The organism is Kitasatospora sp. NPDC087314 (assembly GCF_044744365.1).
Taxonomy (GTDB): domain Bacteria; phylum Actinomycetota; class Actinomycetes; order Streptomycetales; family Streptomycetaceae; genus Kitasatospora.
In genome coordinates, this window is record NZ_JBIUYE010000009.1 from 56,600 (window position 1) to 74,124 (window position 17,525).

Here is a 17,525-nt window from a genome sequence, read left to right on the forward strand (position 1 = left end):
AGTTCAACCGTGGAAACAGAGTTGAAGAGTGTTAAAAAGTGATGGTTCGCCGACGGAGCTGGTCGACGAACCATCGGATACAGTGCGGGCGGCCCGGAGCCAACGGCGGCGCACAACAGCTGCCGAACGGCGGCGGTTCGAGCGTCCCGCCCGCGGGCCGGGGTGCCGGTCAGTAGCGCCAGCGGGTGGCGGCGACCAGTTGCTCGGGGGTGGCGGCGGCGTACTGCTCGCCCTCGGCCCGGCGCACCGCCAGCACCGCCTCGTACAGCGGCCCGCCGAGCGCCTCGCGCAGCACCGCCGAGCGCTCGTACGCGGCCAGCGCCTGCGCCGGGCCGACCGGCAGCCGGGGCACCGTGCCGGGCTCGGCGGCGGCCGGGTCGCCGGTGAACTCCGGCGGTAGCGAACGGTGTCGGTCGAGACCGGCGAGGCCGGCGGCGAGCACCGCGCCGACCGCCAGGTACGGGTTGGCGCTGGCGTCGAAGCACTTGATCTCGGCGTTCGCGGCGGCCGCCCGCTCCCCCGCGGAGCCCGTCACCAGGCGCAGCGCGGCCTCGCGGTTCTCCAGGCCCCAGCACTGGTAGGCGCCGGCCCAGCGCGAGGGCACCAGCCGCAGGTACCCGGCCGGGCTGGAGCAGCCCAGCACCAGCAGTTCGGGCAGCGCGTCCAGCACGCCGGCGAGGAAGCCCTCGGCCTCGGCGGTCAGGCCGTGCGGGCCGGAGCCGCCGTCGCCGAGGTTGCGGCCGTCCCGCCAGAGGCTGAGGTGCAGGTGCCCGCCGTTGCCGACCGTGTCGGGCTCGACCACGGGGGCGAAGGAGACCCGCAGGCCGTGCCGGGCGGAGACGGCCCGGACGGTGTGCCGGACCAGGACGGAGGTGTCGGCGGCGCGGACCGGGCCCTCGGGGGCCACCGAGACCTCGAACTGGCCCGGGGAGTACTCGGGGTGGATCTGCAGGACGGTCAGCCCCTGCTCGCCGAGGGCGCGCAGGACCTCCCGCAGGTAGTCGGAGAGGTCGGTGAGCCGGTGCATCCCGTAGGCGGGGCCGTGCGTCGGGTACTGCGGTTCGTCCTGCGGCCCGCCGGCCAGGGCGACCACCCACTCGACCTCGATGCCGGCCTTCAGGGCCAGCCCGCGCTCGGCGGCCGCCGCCTCCATCCGGCGGGCGAACAGCCGCTGGCAGCCGGGGTGCGGGGAGCCGTCCTGGGTGTACCGGTCGCCCGGGGTCCAGGCCCAGCCGGGCTGGGCGGCCAGCGGGACGACCCGGGTGAGGTCGGGGTAGAGCCTGAGGTCCCCGATCGGGCCGCCGACGCCCGGGCCGGTGGTGAAGCCGTCGTCGGCGAGGATCGCGTCGAAGCAGGACGCGGCGCCGACGCCCCACTGCGCCGCGTGCACCAGGCCGCCCAGCGGGACGGCCTTGACCCGGGTGATGCCCGCGTTGTCCACCCAGGTGACGGCCACCGCCTCGACGGCGGCCGTGCGCAGCCGGTCGGCGGCCGCCTCGGCCTGTTCGACCCGCACGGCGCGTGGGGGCAGCGCGACGGCGGCCGACTGCCCGTCGAGGCCGGCGTCCTGCCCGGTGGGGCCGGAGGGGGACGCGGTGGGGCCGGCGGCGGTTCCGAGGGTCATGCGGTCCATGCTGCCCGGCCCGCCGGGGCCAGGTAATTCCCCGATCGGGTGGTCCGGCCGGACGCCCGTCCACCCGTTCACCCGTTCGGGTCGGCACGGGCAGGCCCGCCCTCGTCGAGGTTTCCGCCCGCACCCCCTTCCTACTCGTGAGTAGCTTCGCTACAGTGGCCGCACGCATCACCGCCGGGCTTCGGGAGCCGCACCGGCGGGGTCCTGCGGTCGCCGTGTCTGCGGCGGGCGCGCGGTGCGTCTTTCACCGGCCGGTGCCGCGAACCGCGGCGAGCCGGGTTCCCTTCCTCGTATCAGAGTCGCTTCCTCGTCACCCCTGAGCGCCTGAGCACCACGGCACACCCGCAGTTCGGCCGGAGCGGACCGGCCGCCGCACCGGTGTGCCGGAACCCGTCATCTCCCCACCCCCGCGCGCGGACCCTCCTCCGGCGACGGCCGCCCCCGCACGTACCCGCGGGCGCGGCGGCCCGCCCGCCGGGGCACGCGCGGGCCCCTCATGACTAGGAGTCAGGACAGATGAAGCGTCCCTTTTCCACGGTCGCCGTCGTCGGCCTCGGCACGATGGGTGCCGGTGTCGCGGTGGCCGTCGCCAGGAGCGGCCGCCGGGTGATCGGCATCGAGGCCACCGAGGACTCGGCCGCCCGGGCGCTGGCCCGGATCGAGGAGGCGACCGCGCACGCGGTCGACCGGGAGCGGATCACCGCCGGGGAGCGCACCGCGCTGCTGGCGCTGATCTCGGTCGGCCACGAGCTGTCGGCCGCCGCCGAGGCGGACCTGGTGATCGAGGAGGTGCCCGAGCAACTGGAGCTGAAGCGGGAGCTCTTCGCCGAGCTGGACCGGATCTGCCCGGAGGCGACGGTGCTGGCCACCGGCACCACCGCGCTCTCGGTGACCCGGATCGCCGCCGCGACGGCCCGCCCGGAGCGGGTGCTGGGCCTGCACTTCTTCAACCCGGTGCACACCATGAAGCTGGTCGAGGTGGTCCGCACGGTGCTGACCTCGCCGCAGACCGCCGAGGACGCCGCCGCGTTCGCCCGGGACCTCGGCAAGGAGCCGGTGGCGGCCGGCGACCGGGCCGGCTTCGTGGTGAACGGCCTGCTGTTCGCCTACCTGAACCAGGCCGCCGCGATGTACGAGTCCAAGTACGCCTCCCGGGAGGACATCGACGCCGCGATGCGGCTCGGCTGCGGCCTGCCGATGGGCCCGCTGGCGCTGCTCGACCTGATCGGCGTGGACACCGCGCGGACCGTCCTGGAGGCGATGTACGAGCAGTCCCGGGACCGCCTGCACGCGCCCGCCCCGATCCTCGGCCAGCTGGTCGCGGCCGGGCTGCTGGGCCGCAAGTCCGGCCGCGGCTTCTACACCTACGAGGCGCCCGGCTCGTCCCGGGCCGTGGACGCGGCGACCGGACCGGCGAGGCCCGGGGTGGCGGGTCGGGAGGTCCGTACGGTCGGCGTCTGCGGCTCGGGCACCATGGCGACCGGCATCGCCGAGGTGTTCGCCAAGGCCGGCCACCCGGTGCTGCTGGCCGCCCGCAGCCAGGACAAGGCCGACCGCGCCAAGGCACAGCTGGCGAAGTCGCTGGCCCGCTCGGTCGACCGGGGCCGGCTGAGCGCCGAGCAGCGGGACGCCGCGCTCGCGCTGGTCACGCCGGTCGGCCAGTACACCGAGCTGGCCGAGGCGGACCTGGTGATCGAGGCGGTGGCCGAGGACCTGGCGGTCAAGCGCGAGCTGTTCGCCACCCTGGACAAGATCGTCAGGCCGGGCGCGGTGCTCGCCACCACCACCTCCTCGCTGCCGGTGATCAGCTGCGCGACCGCGACCTCGCGGCCGCAGGACGTGATCGGCATGCACTTCTTCAACCCGGCGCCGGCCATGAAGCTGGTCGAGGTGGTCTCCACCGTGCTCACCGCGCCGGACGTCACCGCGACCGTGCTGGAGCTGACCGCCAAGGTCCGCAAGCACCCGGTGGAGTGCGGCGACCGAGCCGGCTTCATCGTCAACGCGCTGCTCTTCCCCTACCTGAACGACGCGGTGCGGATGCTCCAGGAGCACTACGCGACGGTGGACGACATCGACACCGCGATGAAGCTGGGCTGCGGCTACCCGATGGGCCCGTTCGAGCTGCTGGACGTGGTCGGGCTGGACGTCTCGCTGGCCATCGAGCAGGTGCTGCACCAGGAGTTCCGCGAGCCGGGCCTGGCCGCCGCGCCGCTGCTGGAACACCTGGTCGCGGCGGGCTGCCTGGGCCGCAAGACCGGCCGCGGCTTCCGCGACCACGCGCGCCGGTGACCACGCCACCGGCCGGGGGCGCCGCGCCCGGGACCGCTCCCGGCCGGGCCTGGCCGGGCTGGAGCCCTGGAGCGGTGTCCACACGCTGGCCCAGACCGGCCGTGACCGGCCCGGTCGCGCCGGCCCTGCGGGGAAGGGCCGCAGCCGTGCCGTCGGGGCCGTGTAGCGTTCCGGACATGGATCGGGTTCAGTCAGCCACCCCGCAGCACTCCGCCGGACCCCGCGGCGCCGACCGGACGGCCCCCTCGACCGGGGGCACCGGGCCGGAAGGCGGGCCGGGCAGCCGCCGGGCGGCGGCGCAGCGCCAGCAGATGCGTCAGGACCTGGCCACCGCCGCGATGGAGCTGTTCTCCTCGCAGGGCTACGAGGAGACCACGGTCGATCAGATCGCGGCCGCCGCCGGGGTGGCCCGGCGGACCTTCTTCCGGTACTTCCGGTCGAAGGAGGAGGCGATCTTCCCCGACCACGACGACACCCTCGTCCGGGTGGCCGACCTGCTGGCCAGCGCCGAGCCGGAGGAACACCCGCTGGACGTGGTCTGCCGCGGCATCAAGGAGGTGCTGCGGATGTACGCCTCGACGCCGGGGGTGTCGGTCGCGCGGTACCAGCTGATCCGTCAGGTGCCGGCGCTGCGCGAGCGGGAGATCGCCGTGGTGGCCCGGTACGAGCGGCTGTTCACCCGGTACCTGCTGGGCCGTTTCGACACCGGCGAGTCCATCCCCTCGGGCTGGCAGCGCGGCGGCGAGGACGACTCGATGCTGGCCGAGGTGTCGGCGGCGGCGGTCGTCGCGGCGCACAACCACGTGCTGCGGCGCTGGCTGCGGGCCGGCGGGCGCGGGGACGTGGAGGCGCAGCTGGACCACTCCTTCGAGGTGATCCGGCGGACCTTCTGGGCCTCCAGCGAGCCGGGTGCCAGGCGCCGGGGTTCGTTGGTGGCACCGGGTGCCAGTGGGGCACCCGGGGACGTCCTGGCCGAGAGCGCACTGAGTGCCAGCCCTGGAGGTGAGGTACTCATCACAGTCGCCCGGACGGACGCTCCGCTGGACGTGGTGGTGGACAGCATCCGGGCCGCACTGAGTGGCGCCCGGGAGTCCTAGGAGCAGCGTTTACACAGGTCAGAGCAGTATCGAGGGCCCGCGTCGAACAGTCGGCGCGGGCCCTTCGCATGCCCGCCCGAATGCCGCCGCAGGCCGTTCCAGCGCGCCGGAATTCGTGACACCCGGTGTCTTTACGAGTGGCACAGGGTGCCACTACCTTGTTGTCCACCAGTCGCGGCGCCGCGGCTCCCCACCTCGGCGCGCCGTCGTCCGGCGTTCCCACACCCCCGGGAGCAGCGTCCCGCCCGGTCCACCCGGGCGCCCAGCCTGACCGACCACCACCCACCTCAGCGAAGCCGGTGTCCGCTCCCGGCTACCCCAGACGCCCTGTGCCCTCACACAGGTACGCCTTCGGAGGCAGCCATGCAGGAAATCCTCGACGCGATCCTCAGCAACGACGCCACGTCGGAGGACTTCGCCGCCGTCAAGCTGCCCGAGTCCTACCGAGCGGTGACGCTCCACAAGGACGAGGAGCAGATGTTCGCGGGCCTCGACAGCCGCGACAAGGACCCCCGCAAGTCCCTTCACCTCGACGAGGTCGCTCTGCCGGAGCTCGGCCCCGGCGAGGCCCTGGTCGCCGTCATGGCCAGCGCGGTGAACTACAACACCGTCTGGAGCTCGATCTTCGAGCCGGTCTCCACCTTCTCCTTCCTGCAGCGCTACGGCCGGCTGTCGCCGCTCACCAAGCGCCACGACCTGCCGTACCACGTCGTCGGCTCCGACCTCGCGGGCGTGGTGCTGCGCACCGGCGCCGGCGTCAACGCCTGGAAGCCGGGCGACGAGGTGGTCGCGCACTGCCTCTCGGTGGAGCTGGAGTCCCCGGACGGCCACGACGACACGATGATGGACCCGGAGCAGCGCATCTGGGGCTTCGAGACCAACTTCGGCGGTCTGGCCCAGCTCGCCCTGGTGAAGACCAACCAGCTGCTGCCCAAGCCGAAGCACCTCACCTGGGAGGAGGCCGCCTCCCCCGGCCTGGTCAACTCCACCGCCTACCGCCAGCTGGTCTCGCGCAACGGCGCCGGCATGAAGCAGGGCGACAACGTGCTGATCTGGGGCGCCAGCGGCGGCCTCGGCTCGTACGCCACCCAGTACGCGCTGGCCGGCGGCGCCACCCCGATCTGTGTGGTCTCCAACGACCAGAAGGCCGAGATCTGCCGCGCCATGGGCGCCGAGGCGATCATCGACCGCTCCGCCGAGGGCTACCGGTTCTGGAAGGACGAGAACACCCAGGACCCGCGCGAGTGGAAGCGCCTGGGCGCGAAGATCCGCGAGTTCACCGGCGGCGAGGACGTCGACATCGTCTTCGAGCACCCGGGCCGGGAGACCTTCGGCGCCTCGGTGTACGTCACCCGCAAGGGCGGCACCATCGTCACCTGCGCCTCCACCTCCGGCTTCATGCACCAGTACGACAACCGCTACCTGTGGATGTCGCTCAAGCGCATCGTCGGCTCGCACTTCGCCAACTACCGCGAGGCCTTCGAGGCCAACCGCCTGATCGCCAAGGGCAAGATCCACCCGACCCTGTCCAAGGTCTACTCCCTGGAGGAGACCGGCCAGGCCGCCCTCGACGTGCACCACAACAAGCACCAGGGCAAGGTCGGCGTGCTCTGCCTGGCCCCCGAGGAGGGCCTGGGCGTGCGCGACGCGGAGTTCCGTGCCCGGCACCTCGACGCCATCAACCGCTTCCGCAACGTCTGAGGCCGATCCGATGACCGACCAACGTGTCCAGCGCGACCGCCCCTGGCTGATGCGCACCTACGCCGGGCACTCCACCGCGAGCGACTCCAACGCGCTCTACCGGCGGAACCTGGCGAAGGGCCAGACCGGCCTCTCCGTCGCCTTCGACCTGCCCACCCAGACCGGCTACGACTCCGACCACATCCTCGCCCGCGGCGAGGTGGGCCGGGTCGGCGTCCCGGTCGGCCACGTCGGCGACATGCGCACCCTGTTCGACGGCATCCCGCTCGAACAGACCAACACCTCCATGACGATCAACGCCACCGCGATGTGGCTGCTGGCGCTCTACCAGGTGGTCGCCGAGGAGCAGGGCGCCGACGTCGCCAAGCTCACCGGCACCACCCAGAACGACATCGTCAAGGAGTACCTGTCGCGCGGGACGCACGTCTTCCCGCCCGGCCCCTCGGTGCGCCTGATCACCGACATGATCGCCTACACCGTCGGCCACATCCCCAAGTGGAACCCGATCAACATCTGCAGCTACCACCTGCAGGAGGCCGGGGCCACGCCCGTCCAGGAGATCGCCTACGCGATGTGCACCGCCATCTCGGTGCTCGACGCCGTCCGCGACTCCGGCCAGGTGCCGGCCGAGCGGATGGGCGAGGTGGTCGCCCGGATCTCCTTCTTCGTGAACGCCGGCGTGCGCTTCGTCGAGGAGATGTGCAAGATGCGCGCCTTCGCCCAGCTGTGGGAGAAGGTCACGCTGGAGCGCTACGGCGTCCAGGACCCGAAGCAGCGCCGCTTCCGCTACGGCGTCCAGGTCAACTCCCTCGGCCTGACCGAGGCCCAGCCGGAGAACAACGTCCAGCGGATCGTCCTGGAGATGCTGGCCGTCACCCTCTCCAAGGACGCCCGCGCCCGCGCCGTCCAACTGCCCGCCTGGAACGAGGCGCTGGGCCTGCCCCGGCCCTGGGACCAGCAGTGGTCGCTGCGGATCCAGCAGGTGCTGGCCTACGAGTCGGACCTGCTGGAGTACGGCGACCTCTTCAACGGCTCCGAGGTGGTCGAGGCCAAGACCGCCGACCTGCTGGCCGGCGCCGAGGCGGAGATCGCCAAGGTGCTGGAGATGGGCGGGGTGATCCCCGCCGTCGAGTCCGGCTACCTGAAGTCCAACCTGGTCGCCTCGCACGCCGCCCGCCGGGCCCGGATCGAGTCCGGCGAGGACCGGATCATCGGCGTCAACTGCTTCGACACCACCGAGGAGAGCCCGCTCACGGCCGACCTCGACACCGCGATCATGGTCGTCGACCCGGCCTCCGAGCAGTCCGTGCTCGCCGCCCTGGAGGCCTGGCGCGGACAGCGCGACGAGGCCGCCGCCCAGACCTCGCTGGCCGAACTCAAGGCCGTCGCGGCCACCGAGGCCAACCTGATGCCGGCCACGCTCGCCTGCGCCCGGGCCGGCGTCACCACCGGCGAGTGGTCCTTCGCCCTGCGCGAGGTCTTCGGCGAGTACCGCGCGCCCACCGGCGTCGGCGGCGCACCCGTCGCGGTGACCGCCGAGCCCGGCGGGGAGCTGGCCGCGGTGCGTGCCGCCGTCGCCGCCACCGCCGAGGAGCTGGGCACCGGCAAGCTGCGCCTGCTGGTCGGCAAGCCCGGCCTGGACGGGCACTCCAACGGCGCCGAGCAGATCGCCGTCCGGGCCCGCGACGCCGGGTTCGAAGTGGTCTACCAGGGCATCCGGCTGACGCCGGAGCAGATCGTCTCCGCCGCCGTCGCGGAGGACGTGCACTGCGTGGGCCTGTCGATCCTCTCCGGCGCCCACTCCGAACTGGTACCCGACGTTCTGCTGCGGCTGCGCCGGGCCGGGGTGCAGGATGTCCCGGTGATCGTGGGTGGCATCATCCCGGCAGCGGACGGCGAGGCCCTCAAGGCCGCCGGCGTCGCCGCCGTGTTCACCCCGAAGGACTTCGGCATCACGACCATCATCGGCCGGATCGTGGACGAGATCCGGCTCGCCAACAAGCTCCAGCCCTGGACGCCCGCACCCGCGCCCACCAGCTGACCACTGGGAAGGAACCGAAAGACCCTCATGAGCAACCTGAACCGCCTGCGCCCGCGCCGCTCCTGCCTCGCCGTGCCCGGCAGCAACCCGCGCTTCCTGGAGAAGGCCCAGGACCTCCCCGCCGACCAGGTCTTCCTCGACCTGGAGGACGCCTGCGCCCCCCTGGTCAAGGAGAGCGCCCGCCACCTCGTCGTCGACGCGCTCAACAACGGCGACTGGGGCGGCAAGACCCGCGCCGTCCGGGTCAACGACTGGACCACGCACTGGACCTACCGCGACGTGATCACCGTCGTCGAGGGCGCCGGCCCCAACCTCGACTGCATCATGCTGCCCAAGGTCCAGGACGCCGAGCAGGTCAAGGCGCTCGACCTGCTGCTCACCCAGATCGAGAAGACCATGGGCTTCGAGGTCGGCAAGATCGGCATCGAGGCGCAGATCGAGAACGCCAAGGGCCTGGTCAACGTCGACGCCATCGCCGAGGCCTCGCCCCGGCTGGAGACCATCATCTTCGGCCCCGCCGACTTCATGGCCTCGATCAACATGAAGTCCCTGGTGGTCGGCGAGCAGCCGCCCGGGTACCCGGCCGACGCCTACCACTACATCCTGATGCGGATCCTGATGGCCGCCCGTGCCAACGACCTGCAGGCGATCGACGGCCCGTACCTGCAGATCCGCAACCAGGAGGGCTACCGCGAGGTCGCCGGCCGCTCGGCCGCCCTCGGCTTCGACGGCAAGTGGGTGCTCCACCCCGACCAGGTCGCCGCCGCGAACGAGATCTTCTCGCCCTCGCAGGAGGACTACGACCACGCCGAGCTGATCCTCGACGCCTACGACTGGTGCACCTCCGAGGCGGGCGGCGCCAAGGGCTCCGCGATGCTCGGCGACGAGATGATCGACGAGGCCAGCCGCAAGATGGCCCTGGTCGTCGCCGGCAAGGGCCGGGCCGCGGGCATGGAGCGCACCACCAAGTTCGAGATCCCGGAAAGCTGAGGGCCGGAGCCATGCAGTTCGGACGCACCTACGAGGAGTTCGAGGTCGGCGCGGTCTACAAGCACTGGCCCGGCAAGACCGTCACCGAGTACGACGACCACCTCTTCTGCCTGCTCACCATGAACCACCACCCGCTCCACATGGACACCAACTACGCGGAGCGGACGACGGACTTCGGCAGGAACGTCGTGGTGGGCAACTACATCTACTCGCTGCTGCTGGGCATGTCCGTCCCGGACGTCTCCGGCAAGGCCATCGCCAACCTGGAGATCGAGTCGCTGCGGCACATCGCGCCGACCTTCCACGGCGACACGCTCTACGGCGAGACCACCGTCCTCGACAAGTGGCCGTCCAAGTCCAAGGACGACCGCGGCATCGTCCACGTCGAGACCAAGGGGTACAAGCAGGACGGCACGGTCGTCTGCGTCTTCCGCCGCAAGGTGATGGTGCCGACCGAGACGTACATCAAGGAGCGCGGCGGCGAGCAGCCCGGCCGCCCCACCCCGCTCTCCTGATCCGCTCCACCCCTCTATGACCCCGGAGGGGGCGGGCCGCCGTCATCGGCCGACCCCCACCCGGAACGGGGGCCCTGCTGCCGCAGCCACGCCGGCAGGGCCCCCGGCAATCCCCCCCCCCGACCCTCAGACTTTTTCGGAGCCGCACGATGGGACGCCTGGCACAGACCGACGGCCTCACCGAGATCCAGCGGGACATCCTCGCCACCGTGCGGGATTTCGTCGACAAGGAGATCATTCCGGTCGCGACCGAGCTGGAGCACAAGGACGAGTACCCCACCGCCATCGTCGAGGGCATGAAGCAGCTCGGCCTCTTCGGGCTCACCATCCCCGAGGAGTACGGCGGCCTCGGCGAATCGCTGCTCACCTACGCCCTGGTGGTCGAGGAGATCGCCCGCGGCTGGATGAGCGTGTCCGGCATCGTGAACACCCACTTCATCGTGGCGCACATGATCAACGCCCACGGCACCCAGGAACAGAAGGACCACTTCCTGCCGAGGATGGCCGCCGGCGAAATCCGCGGCGCCTTCTCGATGTCCGAGCCCGGCCTCGGCTCCGACGTCGCGGCCATCTCCACCAAGGGCGTCAAGGACGGCGATTCCTACGTCCTCAACGGCCAGAAGATGTGGCTCACCAACGGCGGCACCTCCACCCTCGTCGCGGTCCTGTGCAAGACCGACGAGGGCGGCGACAGCCCGTACCGGAACATGACCACCTTCCTGATCGAGAAGACGGCCGGCTTCGGCCCGAACCCGACCGTGCCCGGCCTCACCGTGCCCGGGAAGATCGAGAAGATGGGCTACAAGGGCGTCGACACCACCGAGCTGGTGCTGCAGGACGTCCGGATCCCGGCCGACCGCGTCCTCGGCGGCGTCCCGGGCCGCGGCTTCTACCAGATGATGGACGGCGTCGAGGTCGGCCGCGTCAACGTCGCCGCCCGCGGCTGCGGCGTCGCCCGCCGCGCCTTCGAGCTCGGCATCTCCTACGCCCAGCAGCGCTCCACCTTCGGCAAGAAGATCGCCGAGCACCAGGCCATCCAGTTCAAGCTCGCCGAGATGGCCACCAAGGTCGAGGCCGCCCACCAGATGATGGTCATGGCCGCCCGCAAGAAGGACGGCGGGGAGCGCAACGACCTGGAGGCGGGCATGGCCAAGTACCTCGCCTCCGAGTACTGCAAGGAGGTCGTCGAGGACGCCTTCCGCATCCACGGCGGCTACGGCTTCTCCAAGGAGTACGAGATCGAGCGGCTCTACCGCGAGGCCCCGATGCTGCTCATCGGTGAAGGAACTGCGGAGATCCAGAAGATGATCGTCGGACGCCGGCTCCTGGAGGAGTACCGGATCGCGGACTGAGCACCAGGTCACCCCGGCTCGACGAGCGGCCACCGGACCGCTCCGGGCCGGCCGGACGACCTCTCCGAACCGCCGGTGACGGGCGTGCGGGCCCGTCACCGGCAGCCTGCCGTGCCGACCCGACCCCGGCCTGGTCCGCCTGGGGTCCGGCACGGCCCTCCGGAAGCGGCCGCAGGGCGTACAGCTGCGACAACACGCCCTGCGGCCGCTTCCGCACACCCTCGGCAGGCCGTGTCCGCCGCCCTCCGCAGCGCGCGAACGGCCCCGCCCCCGCACCGGGTTCCGTCGACAGACCTGTTGAGACAAGTGTCACCAGCCCCGTCGGGTCCCTTGGGAACCGGACCGGGTCGAGCTACGGTCGTATCGGTGGACGCGCATACGCGCTGCCACCGGACACCTGAACGAGCAGGCGGGTTGCCCACCCACCGTGTGCTCCCGATAGCATCCACCGGGACAGCAAGCCGTCCCTCTATTACCCGATCCCGCGGTGGCCCCCGTCCAGCGGCCATGATCCCCCGCGACAAAGGTCTTCGATGCCCATCAGCCCGTCCCCTCACACCTCCGTCACGGACCGCGATGCCCTCGCAGCCACGACGGCCGGTCGGCGACCCCGCGTGACCATCGCGCGCGGAGCCACCCCCTGGTTCGTCCCCACCCTCGCCACGGCCGCCGTGACCACCGCCCTCACCCGGCGCAGCGGCAAGTGGGCCCTGGCAGCGGTACCCGCCTGCGCGCTCGGCGCGGGCATGCTGTGGTTCTTCCGCGACCCCGAGCGTGAGATCGGCACGGGCAGAGTGATCTCCCCCGCCGACGGCGTGGTGCAGAGCATCGACGCCTGGCCGGACGGCCGCACCCGGGTCGCGATCTTCATGAGCCCGCTCAACGTCCACGTCAACCGCGCGCCACTGCCCGGCACGGTGACGTCGGTCGAGCACGTCGCGGGCGGTTTCGTCCCCGCGTTCAACAAGGACAGCGACCAGAACGAGCGGGTCGTCTGGCACTTCGACACCGAGCTCGGCGACATCGAGATGGTGCAGATCGCGGGGGCCGTCGCCCGCCGCATCGTGCCGTACGTCGACGCCGGTACCAAGGTCGAGCAGGGCGACCGGATCGGCCTGATCCGGTTCGGCTCCCGGGTCGACACCTACCTGCCGGCCGGCGTCGAGGTCGGCGTCGAGGTCGGCCAGAAGACCACAGCCGGGGTGACGCGCCTTGACCGTGACTGATCCTGAGACAATCGTCGGCCTGGACGACGAGGAGACGGCCCTGCGCCGCCGCCGCTGGGCGCGCGACCGCGAGCTGCGCGCCCCGCGCTCTCCCCAGCACCTGTCCACCGCCGACTTCCTGACCCTGGGGAACGCCGTCTGCGGCTTCCTGGCGATCTACTCGATCACCACCGGGGTGCTCGTCCCGCACATCACCAACCCGGACGTCGCTCCGGACCGGCACAGCGCCGCGACCGCGGTCACGCTGCTGCTCATCGGCTCGATGTGCGACCTCTTCGACGGACTGGTGGCGCGCAAGCTCCGCTCCTCCGCCCTCGGAGCGGAACTCGACAACCTGGCCGACCTGATCAGCTTCGGCATCGCGCCGGCCTACTTCGTCGCGGTCTGGGGCATGGTCTCCCAGGGCTCCAACACCAAGCTCTCGGCGGTCATCGCGCTGACCGTGCTGCTCGCGGTCGTCCTGCGGCTGGCCCGCTTCTCGGCCGTCAAGATGAGGCCCGGGGTGTTCCAGGGCATGCCCTGCCCGATGGGCGCGATGACGGTCATCGCCATCGTGCTGCTCGACCCGCCGTTCCTGCCCGGTCTGGTCGCCATCTTCGGCGCCGCGTACCTCATGGTCAGCCGGATCGAGTACCCCAAGCCGCAGGGGCTGCTGGCCACCGCGACGCTCTGCTGGATCGTCGTCTCGATCGGCTGCCTGGCCGCCTGGGCCACCGGTCTGCCCGGCGGCGACGCCCTGATGCACGTCGGCGCCTTCGCCCAGATCACGCTCGCCGCGATGGCCCCGCTGCTGGTCATCCGGCGCAAGGTCGGGCAGAAGGTCGGCGACGTCCGCGCCCGGCGGGCGGAGTCCCGCCTCGGCTGAGCCGTTGCGAGCCGCCTGGAATCGCACATCGCATGAGGAAGGGCCCGGATCCGGTCGGATCCGGGCCCTTCCCGCGTTCCCGGGGCCTACGCGCCGCCGGTGTGGACGCTGAACGCCGAACGGCGGGCCGCCCGCGCCACGCCCGGATCCGGGTGCACGCCCGAGACCGCCGTCAGCACCGAGGCCGCCCGCGGGTGCCCCGACTGCCGGGCCCGGGCGAACAGCCGCACCGGATCACCGGCCGAGGCGCCCTCGACGTGGCCCACCAGCAGCTCGGTCTCCCCGTGGTCCAGCACCGCGGCCGCGGTGTCCACCCACAGCCAGGCCGCGTCCTCCGCGCCCAGCACGTCCGCCGGGGAGACGCCCTCGTCCGAGCGCTCCGCCAGCCACAGCAGCGCGTACGGGCGCAGCACCGGCTCGTCCACCGCCGCCCGCACCGCCTGCTCCGCCGGGCCGCCGGCCACCCGCAGCGCCTCGAAGGCCAGTCCGCGCACCAGCGCGTCGTCCCCCTGGGCCGCGTCCAGCAGCTCGGCGACCGCCCGGTCCGCCGGGCGGGCCGCCACCCAGGCGCGGAACTCGGCCCGGGCCGGGCCCGGCGAGTAGTCCGCGCAGGCGTTCAGCAGCTCGAAGGCGCTCTGCTCGATGTGGCCGGCCGCGGTCTGCGCGACCGTGCAGATCTCCTCGAGCTTCGCGCGGACCGCCCAGTGGCCCAGCGGCGACAGCTCGGCGGCGTCGTTCCTGCGCACCACCGCGCCGACGGCCGCCAGGCCGTCCAGCATCCAGTCCAGGACGGCGGCCACGTCCGAGGGCGAGGGCGGGGTGTCGATCTGCGGCTCGCGGCAGGTCCCGCGGACCGCCGACACCGCCGAGGCGGCGTGCGGCACGGGCGACAGGCCCGAACCGTCGGCGCCGCCCACCCGGCGCTCGTCCAGGCCTCGGCGCAGCAGCTCCAGCAGTTCGTTGTCCGAGACCGGGCCGTCCACCAGGTGCAGGAAGGACAGCAGCTGGGGCGCCTGGTCCACCGCCTGCCCGGCCAGCACCGCGAACACGCCGCGCAGGGCGGCGGGCGGCACCGGGGCCAGCAGCGTCCAGGCGTCGAACAGCGCCGACCAGCCGCGGATCACGGCCTCGTCGTCGTGCTCCCAGGCGTGCAGGCGCCAACCCGGGCCGGCACCCCCGTCCCGGGCCTCGACCAGGCCGACCAGCAGGGCCTGCCCCCACGCCTTGGCGGCGGCGGCGACCGTCATGGCCAGCGCCCGGCCCGCCGCACGGGCGTCCTCCGGCAGCAGCTCGCCCCGCTTGTCTACCTCCTCCAGCTCCCCGGCCCAGCGGGCGATCCGGACGGCGTCCACCAGCATCCGGCGCGCCAGCGGTGCCAGCTCGGCAGGCGCCGGGAAGCCGTCCGGCAGGGGAACCCGCCCTCGACCGGGCGCCGGAGCGGGCCCTCGTCGGCGGGGTACCCCGGCCCCGCCCGGCCTGCCTGCGGCGGGTCGATGGGCTGTACCTGGGAGACGGGTCACCGTCGCACCGGTACCGATCGTCGGCGGGAGCGGGGCATCACGGTCGCGCGGATTCCGAGACGTCACGTCGAGCAGTCTTCCCCTTGTACCGGCCTTCTGTCACATCCGGTTGGCCGTACGGACGGGCTGCCGTCGACGGCACCTCCCCAAGATCGGGCAACAGAGGCAAACCGCCTGGCCGGAAACAGGTGGCGGGGTCATGCCAGGCCGGCCCGACGCCCGGAACGCCGGTCGCGGTGCCCGTTCGAGCGGTCACACTGCGTGCGCATCGGGTGGCTGGAGAGGCCGTATCCGGCATCCCGAAACGGGCGCCGACTCGCGGGGGGGCGGAATCAGAGCAAGGGGGTGAGCCAGCGGCGGAGGAGTTCGGTGTAGTGGGTGGGGGCGGAGTTCCACAGGGTGGCGTGGCCGGCGCCGGGGAAGGGCTGGAGGCTGACCACACCGGGGCGGGCGGCGGCGAGGCGCTCCGCGGCGCCGTAGGGGGCGAGCTCGTCGTCCGGGCTGTGCAGGAGGAGGGTGGGCACGCGCAGGTCGGCGCCTTCGGCGATGCGGGAGAAGTCGGCGAGGTCGACGCCGGTGCGGCCCTCGGCGGCGAGGGCGCCGAGTTCGGCGGCGGCACCGGTGTAGCCGGCCCGGGCGGCGCCGCGGCGGGCGGTGGCGGGCAGGTCGAGGACCGGCGAGTCCAGCACCAGGCCGCTGATGGCGTGGGCCCAGGCGGAGCGGGCGGCGGTCTGGAGGGCCATGGTCGCGCCGAGGGACCAGCCGTACAGGATGACCCGGCCGGCGCCGCTGTCGAGCGCGAGCCGGACCGCCGACTCGACGTCGCGCCACTCGGACCCGCCGAAGTGGCCCAGCCCGTCCGGGGAGGCGGGGGCGCCCTGGTCGCCGCGGTAGGTGACGGCGAGGACGGGAAGCCCGAGACGGTCCAGGACGGGGAGGACCGGGAGGGTCTGCTGGCGGTCGGCACCGGGGCCGTGGATCAGGATCACCCAGACACCGCGCTTGCCGTCCAGGCGCCAGGCGGGGAGGGCGCCGAGTTCGCCGTCGGCGGCGGTGTCGGTGAACGGGAGGCCGAGCGCCTCGGTGGGGTCGCCGAGGTGGACGCGGGGGGTGAAGCGGACCTCGGTGCCGGGGGCGAGGGCGCCCCGGTCGGCGCGGACCAGGCGGCGGGTGACACCGTGCTCGTCGCCGTGCAGGACGTCCTCGACGACGGCGTGGCCGTGGTCGTCCCATTCGACGGCCCAGCGGCCGGGGCGCAGGCTCTCGGGGCTGCGGGTGAAGGTGACCCGGCCGGCGGCGAGGCTCTGCACGCGGACCGGGCCGGACTCCTGGACGGCGCTCGCCGGGTGGACCATCCGTTCGGAGGCCCGGCGGCCTATCACCAGGACGGCGGCCCCGGCGCCGACGGCGGCGGCCGCCACGGCGGCCGCGGTTCCCCAACGCATATCGCTCCCCGCTCTGCTGGTCTCGGACCGGACGGTGTTCGTACACCAGTTCATCGGGGGGCCTCGCGGGTGGCCACCGGACTGGGCCGTCCGGGTTACGGCGGTGCGGGCGGGAACGGGAGGGGCAAGCGGGTGCGGTCGGACGGGGCCGGCAGGTGCGTCAGACCGGAACGTCCGGTTCGAGTCGCCCGAGGAGCTCCCAGAAGCGTTCCGCCAGCGGGCGGTCGCGGGCGGGTTCGGGCCGGGCGGCGGGGTCCGGGGAGCCGCCCCAGCTCCCGGAACCCCAGTGGCAGGAGACCTGGTTCTCCTGCTGGAGCACCGTCAGGACGGCGGCGAGGTCGTTCCGGTGGACCGGGACGATCCGGGCGATCGCCCGGACGTGGGCCTGCCAGCGGCCGTCGAACGCACGAAGCGGCCCCGGAGGCCCCTTCGGGCCGCTGGACGATCGCACAGGGTGTCATTCCCCTGCGGGCCGCCTGATCGGAGGTAGCGACGGGGCCCGCGTGTGACCAACCCCTCCGTGACCTCGGTTGACGCCCGGTTCGGCCGCGTGATGGGATCCTGGGGCCAAACGGAGGCATGCAGAGGAAGCCGGTGCGAGTCCGGCGCGGTCCCGCCACTGTCACCGGGGAGCACGCTCGGATTGTTGTTGCCACGGCGGGCCGTCAGAAGCCGCTGGAAGGCCCGGGGGTGCGTTCGACCCGGAAGCCAGGAGACTCTCGCCCCCGCTACGTCGATCCAGGGCGCGGACCCTGAGTGAGGACACGCACGCGATGCAGGCTGCCCCGCCCCGCCGGACCCCACGCGGCCTTCCGCCGAACCTGTCGCGCCCGCCGATACGTTCGCTC

General features: G+C 72.8%; 13 protein-coding genes and 1 riboswitch. Of the genes, 9 read left to right on the forward strand and 4 right to left on the reverse strand.

What is annotated here, in order from left to right; translation table 11 throughout:
* Positions 1 to 169: 169 nt before the first annotated feature.
* Positions 170 to 1,624, reverse strand: a complete 1,455-nt coding sequence (locus tag ACIO5E_RS20510; protein ID WP_400669684.1) for a glutamine synthetase — start codon at positions 1,622 to 1,624, stop codon at positions 170 to 172.
* 525 nt (positions 1,625 to 2,149) lie between these two features.
* Between ACIO5E_RS20510 and ACIO5E_RS20515 the strand changes: the two genes are divergently transcribed.
* From ACIO5E_RS20515 to ACIO5E_RS20555, 9 genes are all read left to right on the forward strand, one after another.
* Complete coding sequence (locus ACIO5E_RS20515; protein ID WP_400669686.1) at positions 2,150 to 3,925, forward strand: 3-hydroxyacyl-CoA dehydrogenase family protein; 1,776 nt, start codon at positions 2,150 to 2,152, stop codon at positions 3,923 to 3,925.
* A gap of 176 nt (positions 3,926 to 4,101) precedes the next feature.
* A complete protein-coding gene (locus ACIO5E_RS20520; RefSeq protein ID WP_400669689.1) occupies positions 4,102 to 5,022 on the forward strand; it encodes a TetR family transcriptional regulator in 921 nt (306 codons plus the stop codon).
* Positions 5,023 to 5,385: 363 nt separating this feature from the next.
* Positions 5,386 to 6,723 carry a crotonyl-CoA carboxylase/reductase gene (ccrA, locus tag ACIO5E_RS20525; RefSeq protein ID WP_400669692.1) on the forward strand — a complete coding sequence of 446 codons (1,338 nt, stop codon included), beginning with the start codon at positions 5,386 to 5,388 and terminating at the stop codon, positions 6,721 to 6,723.
* Positions 6,724 to 6,733: 10 nt separating this feature from the next.
* Positions 6,734 to 8,764, forward strand: coding sequence for a protein meaA (locus ACIO5E_RS20530; protein WP_400669694.1), 2,031 nt, complete (start codon positions 6,734 to 6,736; stop codon positions 8,762 to 8,764).
* A gap of 27 nt (positions 8,765 to 8,791) precedes the next feature.
* Positions 8,792 to 9,754 carry an HpcH/HpaI aldolase/citrate lyase family protein gene (locus ACIO5E_RS20535; protein ID WP_400669697.1) on the forward strand — a complete coding sequence of 321 codons (963 nt, stop codon included), beginning with the start codon at positions 8,792 to 8,794 and terminating at the stop codon, positions 9,752 to 9,754.
* Positions 9,755 to 9,765: 11 nt separating this feature from the next.
* Positions 9,766 to 10,269, forward strand: a complete 504-nt coding sequence (locus ACIO5E_RS20540) for a MaoC family dehydratase (RefSeq protein ID WP_400669700.1) — start codon at positions 9,766 to 9,768, stop codon at positions 10,267 to 10,269.
* A gap of 149 nt (positions 10,270 to 10,418) precedes the next feature.
* Positions 10,419 to 11,621: an acyl-CoA dehydrogenase family protein gene (locus ACIO5E_RS20545; RefSeq protein WP_280678201.1), complete on the forward strand. Its 1,203-nt coding sequence runs from the start codon at positions 10,419 to 10,421 to the stop codon at positions 11,619 to 11,621.
* A gap of 533 nt (positions 11,622 to 12,154) precedes the next feature.
* A complete protein-coding gene (locus tag ACIO5E_RS20550) occupies positions 12,155 to 12,847 on the forward strand; it encodes a phosphatidylserine decarboxylase (protein WP_280678199.1) in 693 nt (230 codons plus the stop codon).
* Positions 12,834 to 13,712, forward strand: a complete 879-nt coding sequence (locus tag ACIO5E_RS20555) for a CDP-alcohol phosphatidyltransferase family protein (protein ID WP_400669704.1) — start codon at positions 12,834 to 12,836, stop codon at positions 13,710 to 13,712. Before ACIO5E_RS20550 ends, ACIO5E_RS20555 begins: the two co-directional genes overlap by 14 nt.
* Positions 13,713 to 13,798: 86 nt before the next feature.
* On the opposite strand, the gene ACIO5E_RS20560 is transcribed toward ACIO5E_RS20555, so the two are convergent.
* The 3 genes from ACIO5E_RS20560 to ACIO5E_RS20570 all read right to left on the reverse strand — a co-directional run bounded on the left by ACIO5E_RS20560 (position 13,799) and on the right by ACIO5E_RS20570 (position 17,128).
* Complete coding sequence (locus tag ACIO5E_RS20560) at positions 13,799 to 15,070, reverse strand: hypothetical protein (RefSeq protein ID WP_400669707.1); 1,272 nt, start codon at positions 15,068 to 15,070, stop codon at positions 13,799 to 13,801.
* A gap of 494 nt (positions 15,071 to 15,564) precedes the next feature.
* On the reverse strand, positions 15,565 to 16,677 hold the full coding sequence (locus ACIO5E_RS20565; protein ID WP_400669709.1) for an alpha/beta hydrolase family protein: 1,113 nt from the start codon (positions 16,675 to 16,677) through the stop codon (positions 15,565 to 15,567).
* 160 nt (positions 16,678 to 16,837) lie between these two features.
* Positions 16,838 to 17,128, reverse strand: coding sequence for a hypothetical protein (locus ACIO5E_RS20570; protein WP_400669712.1), 291 nt, complete (start codon positions 17,126 to 17,128; stop codon positions 16,838 to 16,840).
* 132 nt (positions 17,129 to 17,260) lie between these two features.
* Positions 17,261 to 17,396: riboswitch (cobalamin riboswitch) on the forward strand.
* Positions 17,397 to 17,525 lie beyond the last annotated feature (129 nt).